General features: G+C 68.8%; 16 protein-coding genes. 8 read left to right on the top strand and 8 right to left on the bottom strand.

Going from position 1 to position 21,733, the window contains the following annotated elements; all coding sequences use genetic code 11:
* Positions 1–159 precede the first annotated feature (159 nt).
* Positions 160–1,200 (bottom strand): DUF2891 domain-containing protein, encoded by a 1,041-nt coding sequence (locus CVV72_RS08625; protein ID WP_219151873.1) that lies wholly within the window; start codon positions 1,198–1,200, stop codon positions 160–162.
* A gap of 100 nt (positions 1,201–1,300) precedes the next feature.
* Here CVV72_RS08625 and CVV72_RS08620 point away from each other — a divergent pair, with 100 nt between their 5' ends.
* On the top strand, positions 1,301–1,984 hold the full coding sequence (locus tag CVV72_RS08620; protein ID WP_219151872.1) for a class I SAM-dependent methyltransferase: 684 nt from the start codon (positions 1,301–1,303) through the stop codon (positions 1,982–1,984).
* Between the two features lie 11 nt (positions 1,985–1,995).
* Here CVV72_RS08620 and CVV72_RS08615 read toward each other — a convergent pair whose 3' ends face one another.
* On the bottom strand, positions 1,996–2,457 hold the full coding sequence (locus CVV72_RS08615) for a nuclear transport factor 2 family protein (protein ID WP_219151871.1): 462 nt from the start codon (positions 2,455–2,457) through the stop codon (positions 1,996–1,998).
* Positions 2,458–2,544: 87 nt separating this feature from the next.
* Here CVV72_RS08615 and CVV72_RS08610 point away from each other — a divergent pair, with 87 nt between their 5' ends.
* A complete protein-coding gene (locus CVV72_RS08610; protein WP_219151870.1) occupies positions 2,545–3,117 on the top strand; it encodes a TetR/AcrR family transcriptional regulator in 573 nt (190 codons plus the stop codon).
* 148 nt (positions 3,118–3,265) lie between these two features.
* Positions 3,266–4,315, top strand: coding sequence for a helix-turn-helix domain-containing protein (locus tag CVV72_RS08605; RefSeq protein ID WP_370641881.1), 1,050 nt, complete (start codon positions 3,266–3,268; stop codon positions 4,313–4,315).
* Here CVV72_RS08605 and CVV72_RS08600 read toward each other — a convergent pair.
* The 6 genes from CVV72_RS08600 to CVV72_RS08575 all read right to left on the bottom strand — a co-directional run bounded on the left by CVV72_RS08600 (position 4,278) and on the right by CVV72_RS08575 (position 13,026).
* Complete coding sequence (locus CVV72_RS08600) at positions 4,278–8,279, bottom strand: S8 family peptidase (protein ID WP_219151869.1); 4,002 nt, start codon at positions 8,277–8,279, stop codon at positions 4,278–4,280. The genes CVV72_RS08605 and CVV72_RS08600 overlap by 38 nt on opposite strands.
* Positions 8,280–8,528: 249 nt before the next feature.
* Positions 8,529–9,158, bottom strand: coding sequence for a lamin tail domain-containing protein (locus tag CVV72_RS08595; RefSeq protein ID WP_219151868.1), 630 nt, complete (start codon positions 9,156–9,158; stop codon positions 8,529–8,531).
* A gap of 132 nt (positions 9,159–9,290) precedes the next feature.
* Positions 9,291–9,575, bottom strand: a complete 285-nt coding sequence (locus tag CVV72_RS08590) for a helix-turn-helix transcriptional regulator (protein WP_219151867.1) — start codon at positions 9,573–9,575, stop codon at positions 9,291–9,293.
* 47 nt (positions 9,576–9,622) lie between these two features.
* Entirely contained in the window at positions 9,623–10,123 is a 501-nt protein-coding gene (locus CVV72_RS08585) for a lamin tail domain-containing protein (protein ID WP_219151866.1), read from the bottom strand.
* Between the two features lie 100 nt (positions 10,124–10,223).
* Entirely contained in the window at positions 10,224–10,928 is a 705-nt protein-coding gene (locus tag CVV72_RS08580; RefSeq protein WP_219151865.1) for a response regulator transcription factor, read from the bottom strand.
* 607 nt (positions 10,929–11,535) lie between these two features.
* Complete coding sequence (locus CVV72_RS08575) at positions 11,536–13,026, bottom strand: alpha/beta hydrolase (RefSeq protein ID WP_219151864.1); 1,491 nt, start codon at positions 13,024–13,026, stop codon at positions 11,536–11,538.
* A gap of 112 nt (positions 13,027–13,138) precedes the next feature.
* Between CVV72_RS08575 and CVV72_RS08570 the strand changes: the two genes are divergently transcribed.
* The 5 genes from CVV72_RS08570 (at position 13,139) to CVV72_RS08550 (ending at position 21,712) form a co-directional block, all read left to right on the top strand.
* Entirely contained in the window at positions 13,139–13,861 is a 723-nt protein-coding gene (locus CVV72_RS08570; RefSeq protein WP_219151863.1) for a MerR family transcriptional regulator, read from the top strand.
* A gap of 2 nt (positions 13,862–13,863) precedes the next feature.
* Positions 13,864–14,526 (top strand): hypothetical protein, encoded by a 663-nt coding sequence (locus CVV72_RS08565; RefSeq protein WP_219151862.1) that lies wholly within the window; start codon positions 13,864–13,866, stop codon positions 14,524–14,526.
* Positions 14,527–14,605: 79 nt separating this feature from the next.
* Positions 14,606–18,964: a cation-translocating P-type ATPase gene (locus CVV72_RS08560; protein ID WP_219151861.1), complete on the top strand. Its 4,359-nt coding sequence runs from the start codon at positions 14,606–14,608 to the stop codon at positions 18,962–18,964.
* A 229-nt stretch (positions 18,965–19,193) separates the two neighbouring features.
* The gene (locus CVV72_RS08555; RefSeq protein ID WP_219151860.1) at positions 19,194–20,672 is read left to right on the top strand and encodes an NAD(P)/FAD-dependent oxidoreductase; all 1,479 of its coding nucleotides are present in this window, start codon (positions 19,194–19,196) and stop codon (positions 20,670–20,672) included.
* On the top strand, positions 20,669–21,712 hold the full coding sequence (locus CVV72_RS08550; RefSeq protein ID WP_219151859.1) for a hypothetical protein: 1,044 nt from the start codon (positions 20,669–20,671) through the stop codon (positions 21,710–21,712). The genes CVV72_RS08555 and CVV72_RS08550 overlap by 4 nt, the downstream gene beginning before the upstream one ends.
* Positions 21,713–21,733: the final 21 nt, after the last annotated feature.

Raw genomic sequence — 21,733 nt, 5'->3', positions numbered from 1 at the left:
CGTCCAATCTCGACGAGATTCGAGCAGTCATGCTCACACTGGGTTCACCCGATCAGGCGGCTCTTCACCCGTAGTCGCCCCGCTCGGCTTACGAACAGCGAGTGACTGCTCTGAACGGGTGGCCGCACTCCGAGCACTCCGCTCGCGGTGGACGTCGGCTCAGCTGAGCAGAAGGAGCGCGTAGTAGGCAAGAAAGTGTTCGACCATGTAAGCCCCGCCCGTCGTCTGCGCGAGGGAAGCGTGGGTATGGGCGTGCGTGGCTTCGAGTGCGGCGGGGATCCGGTCGTCGACGCCGGGGAGGGCCTCCGCGATGCGGTACCAGCACCACGCCCGATGCAGGTTGAGACCGTGCAGATGGGCGAGCTGGCCGTCGGAGGTGTCCGTCACGGTCGCCGGGGCGAAAAGGGTCGCGGGTTTCCGTTCCGCGATGCCCGGCAGGAAACCGTCCAGCCAATCGGCGAAGTCGGTCGCGGGCATCAGACGGGACATGAGCTCGGCTTCGGCGAGCGCGGGGGACAGGAAGTCGCCCCCGGACGGTTCCCAGGAACCGGGGTAATCGCGGTCGGACCCGAACCACCGCCATGCGGTCTCGGTGATGAGGCCGTGCAGTCGCGGGTCGCCATGATCGGCGAGGTATCTCGCGTACGGCAGAGCGCGGGACAACCCGAACGCGCCGTTGTCATGCACCCCGTACCGGATCGGGTAGGTGGCCTGCGGAAGCCAGTCGAGGTAGCGGTTCACGAAGACCGAGCTCAATTCCCGCAGCCCCACTGACCAGCGTGCGGCGTCCGGGTCGTCCCAGGTGGCGGTTTCGAAGGTGAGTTCCAGCAACGCCGACCAGCCGTACGGGCGTTGGGTGTTGCGGTGTTCTTCGGGCACGAAGTAAGCGGCCTCGCCCGCGAGTCTCTCGACGGTCAAGTGCTCGCCGAGAAGGCCGCGGATCTCCTCGGCGGGCACGAGTTCGGCGTGATGGCGCAGTGAACGCACGAGCACCCAGAACATCTCCACGCAGGAATGCCAATCGAAACTGCCGTAGAAGCACGGGTGCGACAGCCGAGGGGACAGGATGGGCACGCCTTCGACATGCCAGTGACTCTCGTGGTGCGGATATTCGCGCACGACGTTCGCAAGCGCCGTCCTGGCCAACGCGCCGGCGTTCGACTTCAGTAGCCGGTCGCGTTCGAAAACCCCATCGGTCATCGCACTGCCCCTCGTGAATCCCGTGTTTGGATGGACGACACGACGCGGCCGGGGATTTCGTCGCCCGGTCCTCCGTCACTCGCGAGGTTACGATGCCGGAGTGGACGAACGACCGATCACCACGGCGCAGCGCAACTTCCGGCGGGTCGCCGAAGAGCTGGAAAGCATGGGGACCCAGGATCGTTTCACCTACATCTTCCGTTCCCGGTTGTGGAGCTCCTCCTCGGTCTCCGGGCCCGGCTCGGAGTCGGTTCAGACGCGGGAATTGAGCGACCGGTTACCGGATCTCCTCGATCGTTTCGGGGTGCGCACCCTGCTCGACCTGCCGTGCGGGGACTACGGCTGGCTCAGTGGCGTGGGCCTTGAACTCGACCGGTACATCGGTGCCGACATCGTGCCCGATCTGGTCGAGATGAACGCCGAACGGTTCCGGGACGACCCGGTCCACGAGTTCCGGGTGCTCGATCTGACCGGTGATCCGCTGCCGTCGGCCGATCTCGTGCTGTGCCGGGATTGCCTGGTCCATCTGAGTTTCGCCGATATCCGGCGAGCCCTGCGCAACCTGCGGCGGAGCGGTTCCCGGTATCTGCTGACCACGACTTTCACCGAATTGCGGACCAACACCGACATCGTGACCGGCGACTGGCGGCCGTTGAATCTGTGCCGGGAGCCGTTCGGGTTCCCGGAGCCGCTTGCCGTGCTGGTCGAGGGATGCACCGAGGAGGACGGCGCCTACGCCGACAAGTCCTTGGGCTTGTGGGAGATCTCCGCGATCGTGGACTGATCGCGGCGGCTTCACCGAAGCGGGAAGTCGGCGCCGTGTTCCTCCTTCGGGCGCGGGCCGTGGATGCGCCGCTCGGTCTCGGAGATCGCGACGTCGTTGATGCTCGCCTCCCGGCGGCTCATGAGACCGTGCTCGTCGAACTCCCACAATTCGTTGCCGTGACTGCGCCACGACCGACCGGCCCCGTCGTGCCATTCGTACTGGAATCGGACGGCGATCCGGCTCTCGGTGAACGCCCAAAGGTTCTTGCGCAGCGCGTAATCGAGTTCCCGCTCCCATTTCCCGGTCAGGAACGTGACGATCTCCTCGCGGCCTCGGACGAAGGTCTCCCGGTTCCGCCACACCGAGTCCGGCGTGTACGCCGACGCCACCTTGTGCGGATCCCGGGTGTTCCAGGCGTCCTCCGCGGCTTGGACCTTCCGCAGTGCCGTCTCGCGGGTGAACGGCGGATAGGGCGGGCGATCTTCCGTCATGTCGAACCTCCTCAGGTTGAGAACGTGCGTTCTCCACGTCTGGCGCCTACGATAGGGAACGCACGTTCTCGACGTCAAGGAGACCTGATGCCGGCCGCCGTCACCGATGAGCAGAACCGCGTCGATCGCGAAACGCTGCTCGACGCCGCTGAGCGACTCTTCTACGAGAACGGCATCCAGGCGGTCGGGATGGACCAGGTCCGCGCGGCGTCCGGCCTCTCGCTCAAGCGGATCTACCGGTTCTTCGAAGCCAAGGAAGACCTCGTGGTGGCGATGCTCGAACGTCGTGATCAGCGCTGGCGGGGCAGCCTGGCCGCCCACGTGGACCGGGTCGCGGATCCCCGTGAGCGGGTGCTTTCGGTCTTCGACTGGCTTGCCGAGTGGTTCGCCGAACCGGGTTTCCGCGGCTGCGCCTGGATCAACGCCCACGGTGAACTCGGCGCGTCGTCCGAGGCGGTGCTGGCCGAGGTGCGGGCGCACAAAAAAGCGTTCCACGACCAGATCGACACCTGGGTGCGGGCAACGGGACTGCCGGTGACCGAACCGGTCTACCTGCTCGCCGAGGGGGCCATCGTGACGGCCGGAATCAGCGGTGACCCGGTGCCCGCCCGCCAGGCGCGCGAGGCGGTCGCGGCGTTGCTCGGAAGGCCGTCACCATGAGAACTCGTGAGTGGTAAGGATGGTCGGACCTCACCGAGTGGAGCCTTTCGGCGTCCGGAATGCCCGGACTCGCTGAAGGGCCTTCGCGGGTCGAGAACGGTCCCTTTTGCCCGCCGAAGCGCGGCGGTATGGTCGGGCGAAAGCGACCGTGGCGGGAGCCGAATTGCTGGACATCATCGGTCTGAGTGAAATCGACGTCGCGGTCTACGACGCATTCGCCGGAACCGGTTCGATGACCGTCGCCGAAATCCGGCAGCGGACCGGCGTGTCCGAGCCGCGGCTGCTCCCCGTTCTGCGCTCGCTGACCGAAAAAGGGTTGCTCACCGGGCTGCCCGGACCGGTAGCGACGTATTCGGCGGTGCGACCGGAGATCGCGCTGGAGGCGATGCTCCGGCAGAAGGAACGGGAGCTCGCGAGTGCGCGGCTCGTCGCCGACCGGTTGCGCGAGCGCTACCGGGCGACGTCCGGTGAACGCCCGGTCGACCTCATCGAGGTGATCCACGGGAACACGCTCATCGCCGACCGGGCCGATCAGCTGCTGCGCTCGGCCGAGCAGGAGGTCGCCTTCGTCAACAAGCCCCCTTACGCACAACCGCCGAGTGTGCTGCATCCCGCCGAACGTGACCTGCTGAGCCGGGGGGTGCGGTTCCGCGGGGTTTACGAGCGCAGCGCGCTGGAACTGCACGACCTGACCTCTGACATCGAGGCGGGCCTCTCCCTCGGCGAGGAGGCCCGCGTGGTCACCACCGCTCCGCTGAAGATGATCGTGGTCGACCGGCGGCTGGGACTGGTGCCGCTGCGTTCGGATCGTCCCGAGGTCGGTACGGCTTTGGTGATCCACCCGTGCGCGCTGCTCGACGCGCTCAGCGCGGTCTTCGCTTTCCTCTGGCAGACAGGGCTTCCGCTGCACATGCCCGGCTCGGTCGAGCAGGCGGACGTCGCGCCCTCCGACGACGCCCGCCTGCTCGCGTTGCTCACCACCGGGTTGCCCGACCGAAGCATCGCCAAGCAGCTCGGCATGAGTTACCGGACCTTCCAACGACGCCTCCGCGACCTCATGACCGCGCTCGGCGCGACCACCCGGTTCCAAGCCGGGCTTCAGGTCGCCACGCGGGGCTGGGTCACCTTGCCTGCGACCCAGCCCACGCGTGCGGAGGACATCAGCGAAGACGCGGATTCGCCTTCGCCACCTCCGTGAGCGCATAGGCCCGCTGGACCGTTTGCGTCACGGTGTTGCCGGAGCCGTCTCGCGCGTCCGAGCGCAGCCAGACGAAACCGTCGGTCTCCGCGAGCCGAGGGTGGGTCACCGTGACCGACCACAGGCCGTTCCCGTTCGGGCGGACGTTCGCCGCCGTCCAGGTGCGACCACCGTCCGTGGACGCCGAGACCCGCAGCTGCGTCACCGGCCCGCCGCCACGCGCCGCGCTGTGCGACCCGGTGAACACGTCGAAGGTGAACGGACGCCCTGCCGGGGCCCTGCCGCCGAGATCCAGCGGCAGCCGATTGTCCAACTGGATGAGCGGCTGGAAGGAACAAGCGCTGCCCGATTCGTAGCAGGCGAACCCGAGCGGTGACGCTGCCTCGGACCGGGCCGAGGTGAACGTCCACGACGTGTCGGTGCGCGGGGCGTTCTGGAACAGCACGCCGCTCGGGACACCGACCTGCGCCTGACCGGGCATCACGTCGGTCACGTCCAGCCGATACGTGGCAGGACCGGGTGCGAGCCGGAACACCGGGAGAAGGGCGAGTGGATCGTCCGCGTTGGACCGCGGAATCTCGGTCCCGTCCTTGGACAACCGCACCGTGGTCGCCGCGAAGTACCGCGCGTTCTCGTACGGATTCGTGTAGTGCCCGCCCGAACCCGTCCCGGTCGAGCCGTCCATCCACTGCGCCGGGGGGACGAACAGGTCGGGATCCGGCCCGCCGCGGCACATCGAGCACAGCACCGCCCATCCACGGGCCGTCGCCGGGTAGCGCGCGGGATGATCGGATGGCAGTTCGACCGACCCGCCGTGCAGCGGCGCGCGGAACCAGCTCTCGTCCGGCCTCGACCGCTCGCCCGCGCGGTAGATGTTCTGCGCGTTCATGGACAACGCGGCGCGACGGCCCGCGGCGTCGGTTCCGGACAGGGTGACCACCCGTTTCCAGACCAGCCGATCGTTCGCCGGGCCGGTGTACTCGGTCCAGGTACCCGGCGCCGGGATCTTCGTACCCTGCACCACCTGCGTCTTCCACAGGCCTGTCGGGAAGGCGTACCAGTTCTTCTGCGCGCTCAGCCCCGGTTTTTCGGCGTGATAGCCGGTTTTCGTGGCGACCAAGGACTTCTGGTCGACATGCCGGACGAGCTCCTTCGGCACGCCGTTCGGGTCGAGGTAGCTGAGGTTGTACATCGCGTCGGGAGCCGCGCGCACCAGCAACCGCACGGAGACCGCGCCGGCGGTCCGCAGCGCCTCGCCTTCGTCCCAGCCGAGTGACAGGGTCGGTACCACCGAACTGCTGAGGCCCGGAACGCTCAGCGAACCGGGTGAACCGGCGTAAGGGATCATGGCCGCGCCTCCCGCGGCGGCCACGGCGCGTGCCGCGTTCGCGATGCCGGTGGTGACGTCGCCCACCGGGTTCGGCGACCCGGCTTGGACCGGGATTCGCACCAGGACGGCCTTCCCTCGAACGTCGAGACCGGTGAGATCACCCGCTCCGCCGAAGACGACCGGCAGTGTTCGTTCTCCGGGTGACTTCGCCGTCAGCGTCGGCACGTCGTACGCGGGATTCAACACGGTGGAGCCGCCGACGACGCGCATCTCGACCGCGGCCTGGGACAGCGTCGCGCTGTCCTGCAAGGAAACCGCTCCTGCCGAAGTGGCCGCTGCGGGAGTCACGCGTACGTCCCAACCGGGGCCCACGGCCAGTCCGGCTTCGCCGACATAGCCGTTCACGCCCGCTTCTCCGGGAATGACGCGCCGCAGCATCACCGTGCGGTCCCGCAGGTCGGTGGAAGTGCGCGTGACCATCCCGGCCGGGACGGCGCTCGCCGCGTTCAGCGTGATCTCGGCCGGGGCCGTGACCGAGACCTGTGACGCGCTGATCGCCGACCAGCGCCGCACCGCCAGCCCTCGTTCCATCACCCAGCCGAGTGCCGAATAACGCCCGGCGGGTACGAGCACCCGGCCGACCCCGTCGACGAGGCCGACCTGCTGGCTGACCTGGTCGAGGAAGGGGTCGTTGCGGTTACCCGCACCGGCCGCGTCGTCGATCAGCTGGGCCGAGGCGAGTTGAGCCGGGCCACCCGCCGAATCCCGCATCCGGATCGTCACCGGGAACAATTCGGCCGCGTTGTAGGTGCTCACGGACGTTCGTACCGAGTTCGCCCCGTCCGCGGTCGTGGCCACCACGGTGCCACCGTAGACGCCGGCCACACCTACGCTCGGATCCACGGCCAGGTCGACGGTGGCAGAGGACTTCGGCGGGATCGACAGGTCCGTCTTCGCCAGTCGCATCCCGGTGCCGGGCGTGGCACTGCCGTCCCACGGCCGCACGGTCAGTTTCAGATTCAGTGCCAGCGGCCGGTCTCCGGCGTTGGTGTAGGACAGCTGCCGGATGACTTGTGCCGCGCCGGTGGTGTTCCGCTCGTTGCGGCCGAAGCTCGCGACGGCGGTTCCGGTCGCCTTCTGCGACACCGCGCGTGCGACGTCGAGGATTCCGGATCCCTGCTCATACCAGCGAAGACCGACGTCTTTGGCCGTGGTGACGAGCGTGTTCTTCAGTTCTTGCCAGGTGAGTCCCGGCTGTTGCTGCAGCAGGATCGCCGCGGCGCCCGCGACATGCGGCGTCGCCATCGAAGTGCCCGACGACGCGGTGTACGCATCGTCCACCGGTTCGCCCATCGCCGTGCCCTCGGCACGGGCGGCGACGATCCCGACGCCCGGTGCGGTGATCTCGGGCTTGACCGCGGCGTCCCGCAGACGCGGGCCGCGACTGCTGAACCACGCGATCGAGTTGTCCCTGCCGAGCGCACCGACCGTGAGCGCGGAGGTCGCGGCCCCCGGTGTCGTGACGGTCCGGTCGCCCGGCCCGGAGTTCCCGGCCGCGACCACGAACAGCGTGCCGGACTTCGCCGACAGCGTGTCGAGCTGCTCGCTCAACGGGTCGGCTCCGTCGCTGACGCCGGCACCGAGGCTGAGGTTCACGATCTTCGCGCCCTGCGCGACGGCCCAGTCGATCCCGGCCATGACCTGTGCGGTGTCACCCTCCCCGGAGGCGTCGAAAACCTTGGCCACCACCAGCTTGGCGTCCGGTGCCACGCCCTTGTGACGGCCACCCGACGCCGAGCCGGTACCGGCGATGATCGACGCGCAGTGGGTGCCGTGGCCATGGCGGTCCACCGCGTCGCCTTCTCCGCTGAAATCCGCCGAGGCGATCGTCTTGCCCGCCAGGTCGGGATGTTTCTCGTCGATCCCGGTGTCCACCACCGCGACCGTGGTTCCCTTCCCGGTCCACCCGCCGTTCCACGCCGACGGGGCACCGACCTGGCCGGTGCTCCTGTCCAGTGCGACCCGGACCTTCCTGTCCAGCCGGACCTGCGAAATCCCTTGGTTCAGCACGGGCTTCCCGCCTGGGTCGAAGGCTGCGAGAGAACGCCAGAACTCGGCCGTCCCCGCCTTCTTGACCTGCGCTCCCACCCCGTTGGCCGTGACGAGCGGGGTGGTGCGCTGGGTCTGCGGGAGCGCTTTCGCCTTCGCGTCCAGCGACTGCGCGGACAGACTCGATCGGTCGCCGTAGCGCACGATGACGGGGATCGTGGTGCTCGCCGCGTCGTCCCGCCGGTCGCCGACGAGCGCGGTGACGTTGAACAGGTCCCGGCTCAGCAATCCCTTGCCGACGAACGGAAGCGTGTCCGACGGATACACCATCAGCCCTTCGGCCGTGGTCGTGATCTGGAACGCCGGGCTCGGCCGGTCCGGCCGCACCGCCGGTTCGACCTGTGCGCTGCCGTGCCCGGCACCGTCCCGTTCGTAGGTCACCACGTCGCCGGTGAGCAAGGTGACGCGATGGATTTCCGGCCGCCCGGTGGCGGGAGCGGGTCCGGAGATGGCGGCGGTCGCGGCGGTCGCGGTCACCGGCAGCGGGGAAAGGACGGCCAACGCGATGGCCGCCAGAATCGCCAAGGGGTGCCGTGGACGTCTCGTCACGTGAGGGGAACAGGGAAGCATCGAGCCTCACTCTCCTCGGATACTACGAAGCGGCCGTGGTCACGGCCGCCGCGAAAAGGGATTTTCCAGAGGATGAGGCAGGAGTTCCCAGAAGAACACAACTCTCGGTGGCGGTATGTCGCCGTTGGCGAGATCCCGCCATGGAAGGGCCCGGACCGCCGACGGCGGCCCGGGCCCGGGCTGAACGGGTCGGTACTACAAGGCTTACAGACCCGGGGAGCGCAGCTGCAGCGAGAAGTCCTGCCGGTTGTTGTCGGTGTCGGTGCTCAGGATGTTGCGGGTGTTCGCCGCGTTGAGCGAGTCGGTGACGTTGCTCTCCGGAGTGGCGGCCTGGCCTTCACGGGCTCCCATGACCGCGTTGCTGAAGGCGACACCGTCGATCTTCGCGCCGGCCAGGTTCTGGACCGAGACGCCACCGAGGGTCGGGATGCCCTCGGCGCCGGTCAGCGTGAAGGGAATGACGTACGTCTGGTCGCCGATGGTGCCGGAGAAGTTCTGCCCGACCAGCACCGCGTACTGTCCGGGGTTGCCCTTCGGCTGCAGGATCGTGCCCGCGGGCAGGGTGATCGTGTCGACCACGACGTTCGACGGCGAGTAGATGCGGATCACGTGGCCGCTCACGTCCTGCGGCTGGTTCGAGACGTTGCGGAGCTCGATGAACTCGTCGAGCTGACCGTTCACACCGCGGGTCGAAACCTCGTTGACGACCACCGTGGACGAGACGAGCGGCGCCGCCTCGGTTCCCTCGGTCTCGCCCGCAGCGTTCGCGACACCGCCCGCGATACCCATCGCCAGCATCGCGAACACCGCCGAAGCGCCCAGAATTCGTCGCATGAGAAATTCCTTTCACCAGATTGTCGGGGGATCTGTTCGCCGGTCCGGAATCCTTTCCTCCGGCGGCGACCAGACAAGTATCCGAGAACGGGGACCCCTTCGGAAAGGGGCCAGTTTTTCGGTACTTTCCCGTCAGTCGATAAGTTTCCGCCGTTGTCTTCTGGCCACCGCGGCGGCGAGTTCCAGCTCCCGGTTGGGCGTGCCCAATACGTCGCTGAGTCGCTGCCGCCAATACGGGCCGGGGATGCGTTTCCCTCGCTCCCAGCGCGATATCTCCTCTCGTGTGACGCTGTCGTTGCCGGAGCGGGTATGTAATTTCGCGACCAGGTCACACTGTGACCAGCCTTTCGCGATTCGTTGTTCGGCGAGTAGTTCGCACAGCGGGGTCGCCTCCCCGCTTTCGCCATTCACGGTCACGACCGAACCTTTCTGGTGCGGGTATTCGAAACCGGTGGGGAAGGGGATCAGTGGAGTGGCCGTACGCAGCTGAAGTCGGCCTTGTTGTCGTCGGTGTCGCGGCTGGCCGCGTTCCTCGCCTGAGCGAGACCGGGACAGGCGACGGCGGCATGGTTCTCGCGGCAGGGCGACGACGGCGCCCATCCGACACTGTCCACCCGGGCCCCGCGCCGGTCCAGCAGCATCTCACCGTCTCCGATGATCGCCTCGACGACCACTTGCTGCACCGTGCCGCCGAAACCCTGTCCGGTGATGAGGAAATGGTCACCGGCGGGGATCTCGCTGCCGGCGGGCATGGTGGCCAGCTCGGTGGGCGCGGCTCCGCCGGTGCACGCCTGAACGGACCAACCGCCGATATCGAGAGTGCCGGCCCCGGTGTTGTGCAGGTCGATGTAGCCGGCCGGGCCGCCGAGTACCTCGTGGATCTTGATCGACGAAGCCCGGACGGTCTCCGGGGCGAGGATTCCGGCGAGCGCGAGGATCAGGAACGGAAAGCCTTGCTTCGTCATGCCTGCAACGCTAGAAAAACGATCTCGGTGTCGCAGGATACGGTGGGTACCGAACCTGCTCCGGTCAAGGTACTTCCGGTACGTCGCCCACCCGGCCGGCCTAGCCGCGGTACCCGGCGAGCCGGTCCGCGGCACACGAGTCGCCTTCGTGGGGAGTCGTTTCCAGTCGGGGCAGCGTGTTGCCACCCGGCCGGAATCGCAGTGCCCGGAACAGGTCGCGTCTGCTGCCGAAGCCCAGCTTCTGCAGGATCCGGCTGACGTAGTTCTTCACCGTCTGCGTCGCGAGGTGCAGTTCTTCGGCGATCTCGTCGTTCGACCACCGGTAGAGGATCAGCGCGAGGATCTCCTCCTCCCGCCTGGTCATCACCCTCGCGTACCGCACGGCTTCGGTCACCGCGGGCGGGGTTCCGCCTGCCTGAAGGCACACCCGCTGTCCGGCGAGGGTGGAACGCACCGCCGACATGACCTGACCGCCGCTGGCCGATTTGTGCACGAAGCTGTCGGCGCCCGCGTTCATCGCCATGGCGATGGCCGATGGCGAGGCGTCGCCGGCGAAGACCAGGACGGCCGCGCGCTCGAAGTGCTTCTTGACGAACCGGCAGATCGCGGTGCCGGCGGGCTCACCCCAGATCGACAGCTCGGTGATGACCATGTCGGGGTGGCTCTTTTCGCACTGCCACAACGCTTCCGGCTCGCTCGCGGCCTCGGTCACCGCCTCCACTCCAACCGAATCCCGCAACAGCCTGCTGAGCGCGTATCTGATGAGGGGTTGATCGTCTACTACGAGCGTGGTGACGCTGTTCATGGTTCCCCTTTGGGGTACTCGACGGGCGCCCGGCGTGGCCCCGGGCCGTGCGGTCGGCCAGGGCCGGGCGGTGCCCGCATTCGCCGGGAACAGGTTTGCTCGCTCGGGCGATCCGTCGAACCGACCGCCGTGGCGACGTCGGTACTCATTTTCGCCGAATCCTCTTTCGTCGCGGTCCGGCATGGATCTTCTCGCGTCTCCACGCGGGTGAGGACCAGCAATCGGGTGACAACAGAGAAAGTCACCGCGCGCGGTGGCCGGATTTGGGCCGGACGGCGGAACGGGGATACAAATTCCCCACGGATCGCACGGTACCCGTGGAAGGCAGGATCCCGTTGTGCTGTCGAGAACCCTGGAGGGAAGGATGATCCGATGGGTTCGTCTTCGACCGGTTCTCACCGGGTGACGAACCGGCGCTCGGTATATTCGTTCGCGCCCGTTCATCCTATTGGCTTCGGGCGCTTCACGGTGAAAGGCTTCGCCGGAAAGTCCTTTTTCCGAACCCGCTCCGGTGTTACGCGTATTTTCCGCGTTTCGGTGAACATCCGGGATCTGTCGCGCCGGAGCTGGAGGGCCCAGGATCGCGCCTCGGCCCTCCAGCCGTCGATCACCTGCAGGACACGTCGCGCCTGGGCAGCTTCCCCGACAACAGGAAGCTCGTCGTGGTGTTCAGCGCGCAGGCGTTGTCGCCGAGGACGTACACGCCGTGGCCGCTGCCTTCGACGGTCACCAGCCGCGACCGATCTCCGAACTTCTCGTCGAGCAGCTGCCCACCCCGCAGCGGTGTCACCGGGTCTCGCCGGTTCTGGACGACCAGCACGTTCTCCGGCCCCTTGTCCTTGACCGCCACCGGCGGTTCGGCAGGCGCGTAAGGCCAGAACGCGCACGGCAGGATGTTCGCGCCGGCGGCGCCGTAGAGCGGGTACCGCTCACGGTCCTCGGCCACGCCACGCTGATAGGCGCGGATGTCCGCGGGCCACGCGACATCGTTGCAGGTCACCGCGAGGAACACCGACCACGCGTTGTCGGCCGGCGACGGCGTGGCCGCCAGGGCCAGGCGCTTGGCTTCGGCGGCGACCCGTTCCGCCGCTGCCTTGTCGCCGTCACGGACCGACTGCCACCACTGTGCCGTCTGCCCGTACCTCGTCTTCCCGTAAAGGCCCGCGAAGGTGGCCAGCCGGAACAAACGCCCGTCGAGGCCGTTCACCGCGGTCTTGTCGAGCTTCTCCGCGAGCGCGAAGTACGTCCTACGCACTTCGGTGACCGTACGGCCGAGACCATACGAGTCGTGCCGTGCCGCCACCCACTTCGCGAAATCCGGGAAGGTCTCCTCGGCGCCGAGCCCGAACCTGCGCATCCCGTCGCGGTCGAGATGGGTGTCACCGATGTTGCTGTCGAGCACCACCCGGTCGGACTTGTCGGGGAACATCGACGCGTACGCCGCACCGAGCGCGGAACCGTACGAATACCCCAGGAAACTGGGCTTCTCCTCGCCGAGCGCGGCCCGGATCCGATCGAGGTCCCTCGCCATGTTCGCCGTGGATATATGCCGCAGCCTGCCGTCTTTGTCGTTGGCGGCGCATTGCACGGCCACGTTTTTCGCGATCTTCGCCTGTTCCGCGACCGCCGCTTCGTCCACCGCGTACGGCGGGATGTTGCCCAGGTACTCCTGCTCGGCCGTGAATCCGCAGCTCACCGGCGTCGAGTGCCCAATGCCCCTGGTGTCCATGCCGATCACGTCGTAGGCGTCAAGGACGCTCGCCGGCATGCCGTGCGAGGCGAGGTCCGCGGGGAACGACAACCCCGGCCCACCCGGACCGCCCGGGTTGAGCATGAGCACGCCTCGCCGCGCCGCCGGTTTCGTGCTGGCCAGCCGCGAGATCATGATGTCGATCCGCTCGCCCTCCGGTATCCGGTAGTCCAGGGGCACCGGCACCGTCGCGCACTGCAGTGCGATGCCCGCGGGTATCTCCACGTCCTCGGGGCACGCGGCCCACGCCAGGCCCGGCGCCGATGCGGCTGTCCCGGCTGGTGCCGCGAACAGCGACGCCGTGAGGCCGAGTAGGACCGTCAGGGCCAAAACTCGCTTCCGTCTCATCATCTTTCCCCGATCTTGGTGTGATCACCGACGGGCGTATTCGAGACCGTGCCCTCGGGGCATGGTCAAGCCGCTTGACCATGCCCCGAGGGCACGGTGTCCAATGCGGGGGATGTCCTGGAGCACACGTGAGCTGGCGGAACTGGCCGGCACGACCCTGAAGACCGTCCGCTACTACCACCGGATCGGGTTGCTCGACGAGCCGGAAAGAGCGCACAACGGATACAAGCGGTACCGCGTCGAGCATCTGGTCCGGTTGCTGCGGATCCGGCGGCTGGTGGACCTGGGTGTGCCACTGTCCGAAATCCCGGCGATGGCGGACTCGGACGAGCGCGCGGAGCAGACGCTGCGTGCGCTGGACGAGGAACTGCGGGCGAGCATCGAACGGCAGCAGCGGATGCGCGACGAGCTGGCGTTGATCCTGCGCCGTCGAAGCCTGGTGGACCTGCCACCGGGCTTCGACGGGAACGTCGAGGGCATGCCGGAGGAGGAACGTGCGTTGATGATGATCTTTTCGACCGTGCTGGACCCGGCCACGATGGCCACGCTGCGCGAACTCCAGCCGGCGTCCCGGCCTGCCGTCCAGACGGAGTTCGACGAACTGCCCGCGGACGCCGACGACGCGACGAGGCAGCGCATCGCCGAGGCGTTCGCGCCGGTCGCGCGCGGCCAGTACGAAGCCCAGCCCGGATTGCTGGACGCGAAGACGTGGAAAGCCCTCACCGAACCGGTCGTCCTCCGCGGCGTGGTGGATCTGTACAACCCGGCCCAGCTGGACGTCCTGCAGCGTGTGAACGCCCTGCTCGACCTCAACCCACCGAAAGCGACGTCCTGACGATGGTCAAGAAGCTCAAACGACGGTGGCAGCTCGCCAGGGTCAGGTCCGGGGACGGATCCGCGCTGACCGAGTACCGCCGATGGCAGCTCTTCTCCCGGTCACTGTTCTTCCTCGATCTCGAAGCCCATGTCTACGCGGTCGACGTCCGGTTCCTCGCTGACGCCAAAACCCGGAAGCAGCACGAAGACGCGGTCGGCAAGAGTCCCGCCGCGCTGTACCGGGACGGCGTCCAGCTCTTCCGGTCCAACCTGCCCGCGGCGTTCCCCGTGCCGGGAGGTGTCATCGAGGTCGCGACCAGCGCGGTCGGGCTGAAACGCATGCACTTCGTCCCCGATCACGGCGGAGAGCTCGCACTGCGTCCACACCCTCGTTCGCAGGAAGGACTGCGGGCGAGGTTCGGACGGCGGTTTCCCCGTACCAGTGCCGCGATCGGCGCGGTCTCGCTCGTGATCCTGCTGGTCGCGCTCGTCGTCGGCCTGCTCCAGGGCGCGGAGGCCATCACCAAGATCCCCGTCGTCGCCGAACACGTCGGCACGTTCACTTCGCCGGTGCCGCTGCCGCAGTGGGCGAAGATCACGCTCGCGGTGGCGGGATTCTTCTCCGCCCTCGAACGCGCCCTGAGACTCCGGTACAACCGGTTGATCGACTCCGTCACCTCTTGAGGGGGAAGGGGGATTCGACGTTCCGGCACGCGGGTACTCGGTGAGATCCACAAGGCACCGAGCGCGAGGAGGAAGCCGCATGCGGCGGACGGACCTGGAGACCGTGGACGTGCTGGGTGTCGCCTTCCCCAAACCGTCGCGGACGCTGGGGCGGGTCGCCCGGGGGCTGGCCGGGCTGGCACTTCTGCCGCTGGAGGGGATCCCGGGACGCGGACCGCGGCGGGCGGTCTGGTCGTGTCCCGGCAGGCTCTACATCGAGACCCACGGAGTGAAAGGACCCGACGGCGCCCGCGTCGCCCGGCGGGTGGAACGAGCACTGGCGGAGATCCCCGGGGTGCGGTGGGCGCAGGTGAACGCGCCGACGTCCCGGGTGGTCGTCGCGGTCGGAGACCCGCAACCCAGGCGCCTGGAGCTGATCCGCGCGGTCGAACGAGCCGAGGCGGAACCCGCTTCCGAAGCCGAGCGGGTCGAGGAGGAGGAACTCCATCATCCGGCGGACGGCACCACGGCGACCCGGCTGCCGTCCACGCTCGCCGCGGACGCCGCCGGTCTGATGCTGTCGGTGGCGTCGAAGGTCATGCCGTGGGCTCCACTGCCGACCGAGGTCGCGGCACTGGCGTCACTCGTGGACCTGCATCCGCGGCTGCGTGACCTGGCGGACCGGAAACTGCGCGGGCGGGAGAGGGCGGATTCGGCGACCTCCATCGGCGCGGCCCTGGTTCATGGCCTCGCCGCTCGCAGCGAGGGAACGGTACTGGACATCCTGGTCCGCGGTACCCAATGGCGAGAGGCCAAGGCGCACCAGCGGGCCTGGTGCGAGGCCGAGTCCAAGCTGGTCGGGCAGCGTGAACACGCCGGCGCGGACTCGGTGGTGAGCGAACGACCGTGGCCGCTTCCGGAAAGTGCCGCCGATCGTCATGCGCGCCGGTCCATCGCCGCCGGAGCCGCGGCCGCCGCGGCCGCCCTGCCGTTCGTGGGCCCGAGGCGCGCAGCCGCGGTCGGGATCTCCGCGTTGCCCAAGGCCCCGTCCAACGGAGCGGCCGCCTTCTCCGCCCAACTGGGCCAAGTCCTCGCCAGGCGCGGCGCGCTGGTGATGGACCGGTCCGCGCTGCGCGGGCTCGATCTGCTCGACACGATCGTCATCGACACCACGGCGCTCGGCGCGGGCGCGAACGTCCTCAGCGATCTGGTCCCGTTGCCCGAGGGTGACCAGGTGGACCTGACGGCCGCCGCCTTCGCCCTGTTCGACCCGGAGAAACCCGAGGTGGTCCGGCGGGACGGCGAATGGACGCTCGGCCCGGTCGACGAGCTGGACGTCACCGGTTTCCCCGACCGGCAGCGGATGCTGGACCAGGGCGCCCATCTGGTGCTGGGGCTGGTTCGTGACGGGCGACCGGCGGGGCTGCTCGCCGTCGCACAGGAGCGCTCGCCCGATGTGGACGCGTTGGCTTCGGCTGCCGAGGCCGCCGGGATGCGGGTGGTCCAGACCGACGGCGGGGTGGTGCTCGACGCCGTCCGCGAACTCCAGGCGTGCGGACGTGTGGTCATGCTGGTGTCCGACGATCGCCGGGCGCTGGGGGCGTCCGACTGCGGAGTCGGCGTCCACGAGGACGGGACCCCGCCGCCGTGGGGCGCGCATGTGCTGATCGGCCGCGACGTCGACACGGCCGTCCTGCTCGTCGAAGCGAGCACCGCCGCCAAGGCGGTCGTCCGTGATTCCACGATGTTCGCGACCGCGGCCAGCGGAATCGGTGGCGTGACCGCGCTCAGCGCCCGGCGCAGGCCCGCCGCGAGTGGCCTTCGCGCGGTGAACGCCGGGGCGCTCATGGCCTTCGGTGACGGGATCTGGCGCGCTCGCACCCTCACCGGCGAGCGGAAGACCGCGTCCGCGGGACGCGTCGTGCCGCCGTGGCACCTGATGCCGCCGGACCTGGTGCTCGACCGGCTCGGTTCCGGCCCGCGTGGTCTGGACGAGCGCGAGGCCCGGCGGCGGGCGCCCGCCGATCGTGCGGGCGGCGAAGGCAACGCCGGCACGAGCATCGCGAAGGCGTTCATGGCCGAGCTCGCCAACCCGCTGACCCCGGTACTGGCCGGTGGTGCGGCGGTTTCGGCCGCGGTGGGCTCGCCGGTCGACGCCGCGCTGGTCGCCGGGATCGTCGGGGTGTCCGCGCTGATCGGCAGCGCGCAGCAGGTGCACACCGACCGGGCGCTCGCCGGGCTCTTCGAACGGTCCGCGACGGTGACCACCGTCCTGCGCGACGGCGCCGAGCGGCAGATCGTCGCCGATTCGCTGGTGCGGGGTGACGTCGTGTCGCTGCGGTCCGGCGACGTCGTACCCGCGGACTGCCGGGTGCTCGAAGCGACCGGCGCGGAACTCGACGAGTCGTCGCTGACGGGGGAGTCGTTGCCGGTACCGAAGACTCCGGCGCCGGTCGTGGCCGCGGAAATCGCCGAACGCTCTTCGATGCTGTACGAGGGCACCACGGTGGCGGCGGGCAAGGTGTCGGCCGTCGTCGTGGCGACCGGAGACGAGACGGAGGTCGGACGAGGGTTGGCCGCCGCACGGGGCGCCGCTCCGGAGACCGGCGTCGAAGCGCGGCTCGCGTCGCTCACCAAACAGGCCTTGCCGGTCGCGGTCGGCTCCGCGGCCGCCGTCGCGGGCGCCGGACTCATCCGTGGCGTACCGCTGCGGCAGAGTGTCGGAGCGGCGGTGAATCTCGCGGTTGCGTCGGTGCCCGAAGGACTGCCGTTCCTGGTGAACGCGGCCCAGCTGGCGGCCGCTCGCAGGCTCGCCGAACACGGCGCGCTCGTCCGCAATCCGCGCACCATCGAAGCGCTCGGCCGCGTCGACGTCCTCTGTTTCGACAAGACCGGCACCCTCACCGAAGGAAAGCTCAGCGTCAGCCGGATCGACGACGGCAAGACCACCGCCTCGGTGAGCCGGCTGCGGAAGAGCCACCAGGCGGTACTGGCCGCGGCCGTCCGCGCGACACCTCGGGCGGAAAATCCCGAGGAGTTGCCGCATCACACGGATCAGGCCGTGCTCGAAGGCGGCATCACCGCGGGTGTGGACGCCGGCGGATGGGAGAAGACAAACGCCGTCCCGTTCGAGCCGTCACGGGGATTCCACGCCACCAACGGGAAACTCGGCGGACGGCACGTGGTGTGCGTCAAGGGGGCACCGGAGACCGTCCTTCCGCTGTGTACCCGGCACGGCGATCGGCCGATGGGCGCGGGTGTCCGGAGCAGGCTGGAGAAGCGGGTCGGCCGCCTGGCGGCCGACGGGCACCGCGTCCTCGCCGTCGCGGAGCGTACGGTGTCCACAAAGGACCTTTCCGAAGACGACGTCGCCGATCTCCGGTTGCTCGGCTTCGTCGCTTTGGCGGATCCGGTGCGTGACAGCGCCGCGCCGGCGGCCGAACGGTTGCGCGAAGCCGGAGTGCGCACGGTGATGATCACCGGCGATCATCCGGCCACCGGCGAGGCCGTCTCCGAGGAGATCACCGGCCGCAACGGCGACACCAAGGTGCTCACCGGCGCGAGGATCGAGGAACTCGAAGACGAAGAGCTCGATCGGGAACTCGCCGACGTCGACGTGATCGCCCGGTGCAGCCCGGCGCAGAAGGTCCGGATCATCCAGGCCTACCAGCGTGGCGGCCGGGTCGTCGCGATGACCGGCGACGGCGCCAACGACGCGCCCGCCATCCGGCTCGCGGAAGTAGGGATCGCGCTCGGGCAGCGGGGCACGGCCGCGGCGAGGGCGGCCGCGGATCTCGTGGTGACCGACGACCGGCTGGAGACGATCGTCGCCGCGCTGGTGGAAGGCCGGGCGATGTGGGCGTCGGTCCGGGAGGCGCTCGGCATCCTGCTCGGCGGGAACCTTGGCGAGATCGCCTTCACCGTGCTCGGCTCGGTCGTCACCGGACGCTCGCCGCTCACCGCCCGTCAGCTGCTGCTGATGAACCTCCTCACCGACCTGGCGCCCGCTCTGGCGATCGCGTTGAGCAGGCCGGACGGCGAGTCCGTGCCGGAGTTGCTGCGCGAGGGACCCAGTGCGTCACTCGGGAACGCTCTCCGGCGCGACATCACCACGCGCGCGGTGACCACGACACTGGGGGCGTCCACCGCGTGGACCCTCGCGAGGCTGACCGGCAGGCGACGGCGCGCGAGCACGATCGCGCTCGTCTCCCTGATCGGTACCCAGCTCGGGCAGACGCTGGCCGTCGGCGGCCGGGACCGCACCGTCCTCGCCGCGGGCCTGGGTTCCGCCGCACTGCTGGCGATCCTGGTCCAGACCCCCGGGGTCAGCCGGTTCTTCGGCTGCACGCCGCTCGGGCCGGTCGGCTGGGGGATCGCGCTCGGCAGCGCCGGGGCGGCGACCGTCGGCGGCCTGCTCATCGGACCCCGGGTGTTCGAGCACCCCCCCGAACTCGCGTGATCGAAGCCGACACTCGCGTGATCGAAGCCGACACTCGCGTGCTTGGAGGCGTAACTCGCTGATCCGGCGCGAAACACGCGAGTTACGGCTTCAATCACGCGAGTTACGGCTCCGCGCACGCTTGATCCGGCTTCAGGCGCATCCGCCGGCATCTTGACACTCCTCGGCGTCGTTCATACATTCATACAGGCGTTGTCAAACTGTATGAATGACGCTGGGAGTTGGTCGTATGCGACTCGGCAAGACCGCCGTCGTCCTCGGTGGCAGCGCCGCCGGACTCTGCACCGCGGGCGCGCTCGCCCCGTACTTCGACCGCGTGCTGGTGCTCGAACGCGACGAGCTTCCGGCCGAGGCCGAACACCGGCGCGGGGTTCCGCAGAGCAAACACCCACATTTCCTCCTGAATTCGGGCCGCCGCGCGATCGGGGCGTTATTCCCCGGCTTCGAGGACGACCTCATCGCCGCGGGCGGCCTGCATCTCATGCCGTCGATGGACGCCGCCTATCTCGACGGGAAGGGCTGGTCGGCGCGGAAACGCGGCACGATGACGATGATCTACAGCTCCCGGATCCTCATCGAGCGCGTGTTGCGGGACAAGGTCCGCGGGCTGTCGAACGTCGTGATCCGTGAGGGCGTCGTGGTCAGCGGGCTGACGACCCGGGACGGCGCCGTCACGGGCATCGGCTTTTCCACGCGCGACGGCGAGGAGCACCTCGACGCCGACTTCGTGGTGGACGCGATGGGCCGCGGTTCCTCGGTCGGTGCCTGGCTGGTCGCGGCAGGCTGGCCGGAACCCGAAGTACGGACCCTCGACGCCAAGGTCACCTACACCTCACGCTGGTACGACCTGCCCTCGCCCGAGGAGCGGCCGCCGTCCTGGTGGTGGCGGCATCTGGTGATCATGCCGACGCCCGACAAGGGACCGCATCCGGACGAGCACGAGTTCCTGGTGAACTTCTTCCCGATCGAGGGCAACCGGGTCATCGCGTGCATGGGCTCGTGGGGCCTGGAGATGCCGCGCACCACCGAGGCGTTCGTCGAGTCGGCCTGCCGGGTGCGGGCGCCGCTGTTCGCGGCCGCGATGGACCGGTCCACCCCGACCTCCGAGGTGCACCTCACCCGGTCGACCGGCAACAAATGGTGCCGCTACGACCGGCTCCGCACCCCGCCGAAACGGCTGGCGTTCGTCGGCGACTCGATCTGCGCGTTCAACCCGTTCTACGCGCAGGGCATCAGTTCCGCCGCCGGCTCGGCGCTGCTGCTGCGCGAGCACCTCGCCCGCGCCGAGCGTCTCGACACCGAGTTCTCCGCACGGTTTCTCGCGGCCCAGCGCAAGCTGCTCAACGTGCCGTGGAGCCTGGCGATGGCGAGGGACCAGGGCTACGCCTGTGCGGTGGGGACCGAGAAGGCGAGGGAGTGGAAGCGGCGTGCGCTCTCGGCGGTGTCCGGCCCGGCGTTCAGGCTCATCGTCGGCGCCGCTCGCGAGGACGATGTGGTCGACGAGCATTTCGCGAAGGTGTTCAACCTCGACGAGTCGCTGCGCGACATGATGACGAACCCGAGGGTGATCGCGGGGCTTGTGCGCTACCGGATCCGGGCGGCGCTGGGGCGGCACCGGATCCCGTTCGACTTCGACGCCCGCGCCGAGCCACCGGTCACGGACTATTCACCGGAAGGTGGCGCCGCCGAACCGGCGGTCGCCCGATGAACGCCGTATGCGGGGCGGACGCGGAAGCCGTCACCCGTGCCCTGGGTTTCGACTGCCACGACGTGTCCGCCTGGCTTTCGATCCGTCCACCGTGGACGGTGGGGCACTGGACGATGCCGCTGCTGGAACTGCTCGTCCTCGGCGGAGCGGTGTTCGCGCTGGTGCACGCCGTCCGCCGTCATCGGCAGGGCGATTCGGTGAATCTGGCGCTGTGGTGCGCTTCGCTGGTCTACCTCTTCGTCATCGAACCACCCCTGTATTTCCCGGAATGGTTCGGCCTCGAGCGTCAGTACGGTTTCATCTTCGCTCACAACCGGTTCACCGTGCAGTTCATGTGGGACCGGCTGCCGCTGTACATCGTGGCGTTCTATCCGATGATCAGCCAGCTCGCCTACGAACTCGTCCGATCGCTGGGGATCTTCCGTGCGCGGGGCGCGCTGGCCGGGTCGGCGGCGGTCGCTTTCGCCTGCCAGGTGTTCTACGAGGTCTTCGACCACCTCGGTCCCCAGCTGAAGTGGTGGGCTTGGAACGGCAACAACCGGATCGTCAATCACCCGGCGCTGGATTCCGTGCCCCTGACCAGCATGCTGCTCTTCGCCTCCGTGTCGATGGGCGCCATGACCTATCTGGTGGTGCGGCTCGCCGGTGGTTCGAGGCGCGGGTGGCCGCTGGTGGCGCGCATCGTGGTGGCCGGGGTCCTCACTCCGTTGAGCATGGTGGTAGCCGGGCTCCCGTCGAGCCTCTTCGCTGGCAACGTCACCGCGCAAGCGTGGATCCTCGCCGTCGAGCTGGCGCTGCTGTGGGCGGCGGGGACCTGGATCTTCGTCCGGCACCGGGGCACCGATGAGTCGCTCGCGCCGTTCGCCCGGTTCTATCCTGCCGTCTACCTGGGTGCGATGGCCGTCTTCTGGCTGGGTGCCGTCATCGAAAACGGCATCACGCCGGGGAGTGGTCTCTACGTACTGGCCTGCTTCGTGGCCGCCGCTCTGATGCTCGCCGCGCTGTACCGCGTGCGCCGCGCGGCACCTGCCACCGTCTGAGATTCTCCGTTCGGGGAAGAT

It is taken from the genome of Amycolatopsis sp. TNS106, assembly GCF_019330265.1.
Lineage (GTDB): Bacteria > Actinomycetota > Actinomycetes > Mycobacteriales > Pseudonocardiaceae > Amycolatopsis > Amycolatopsis lurida.
This window is presented reverse-complemented; position numbering and strand designations above follow the sequence as displayed.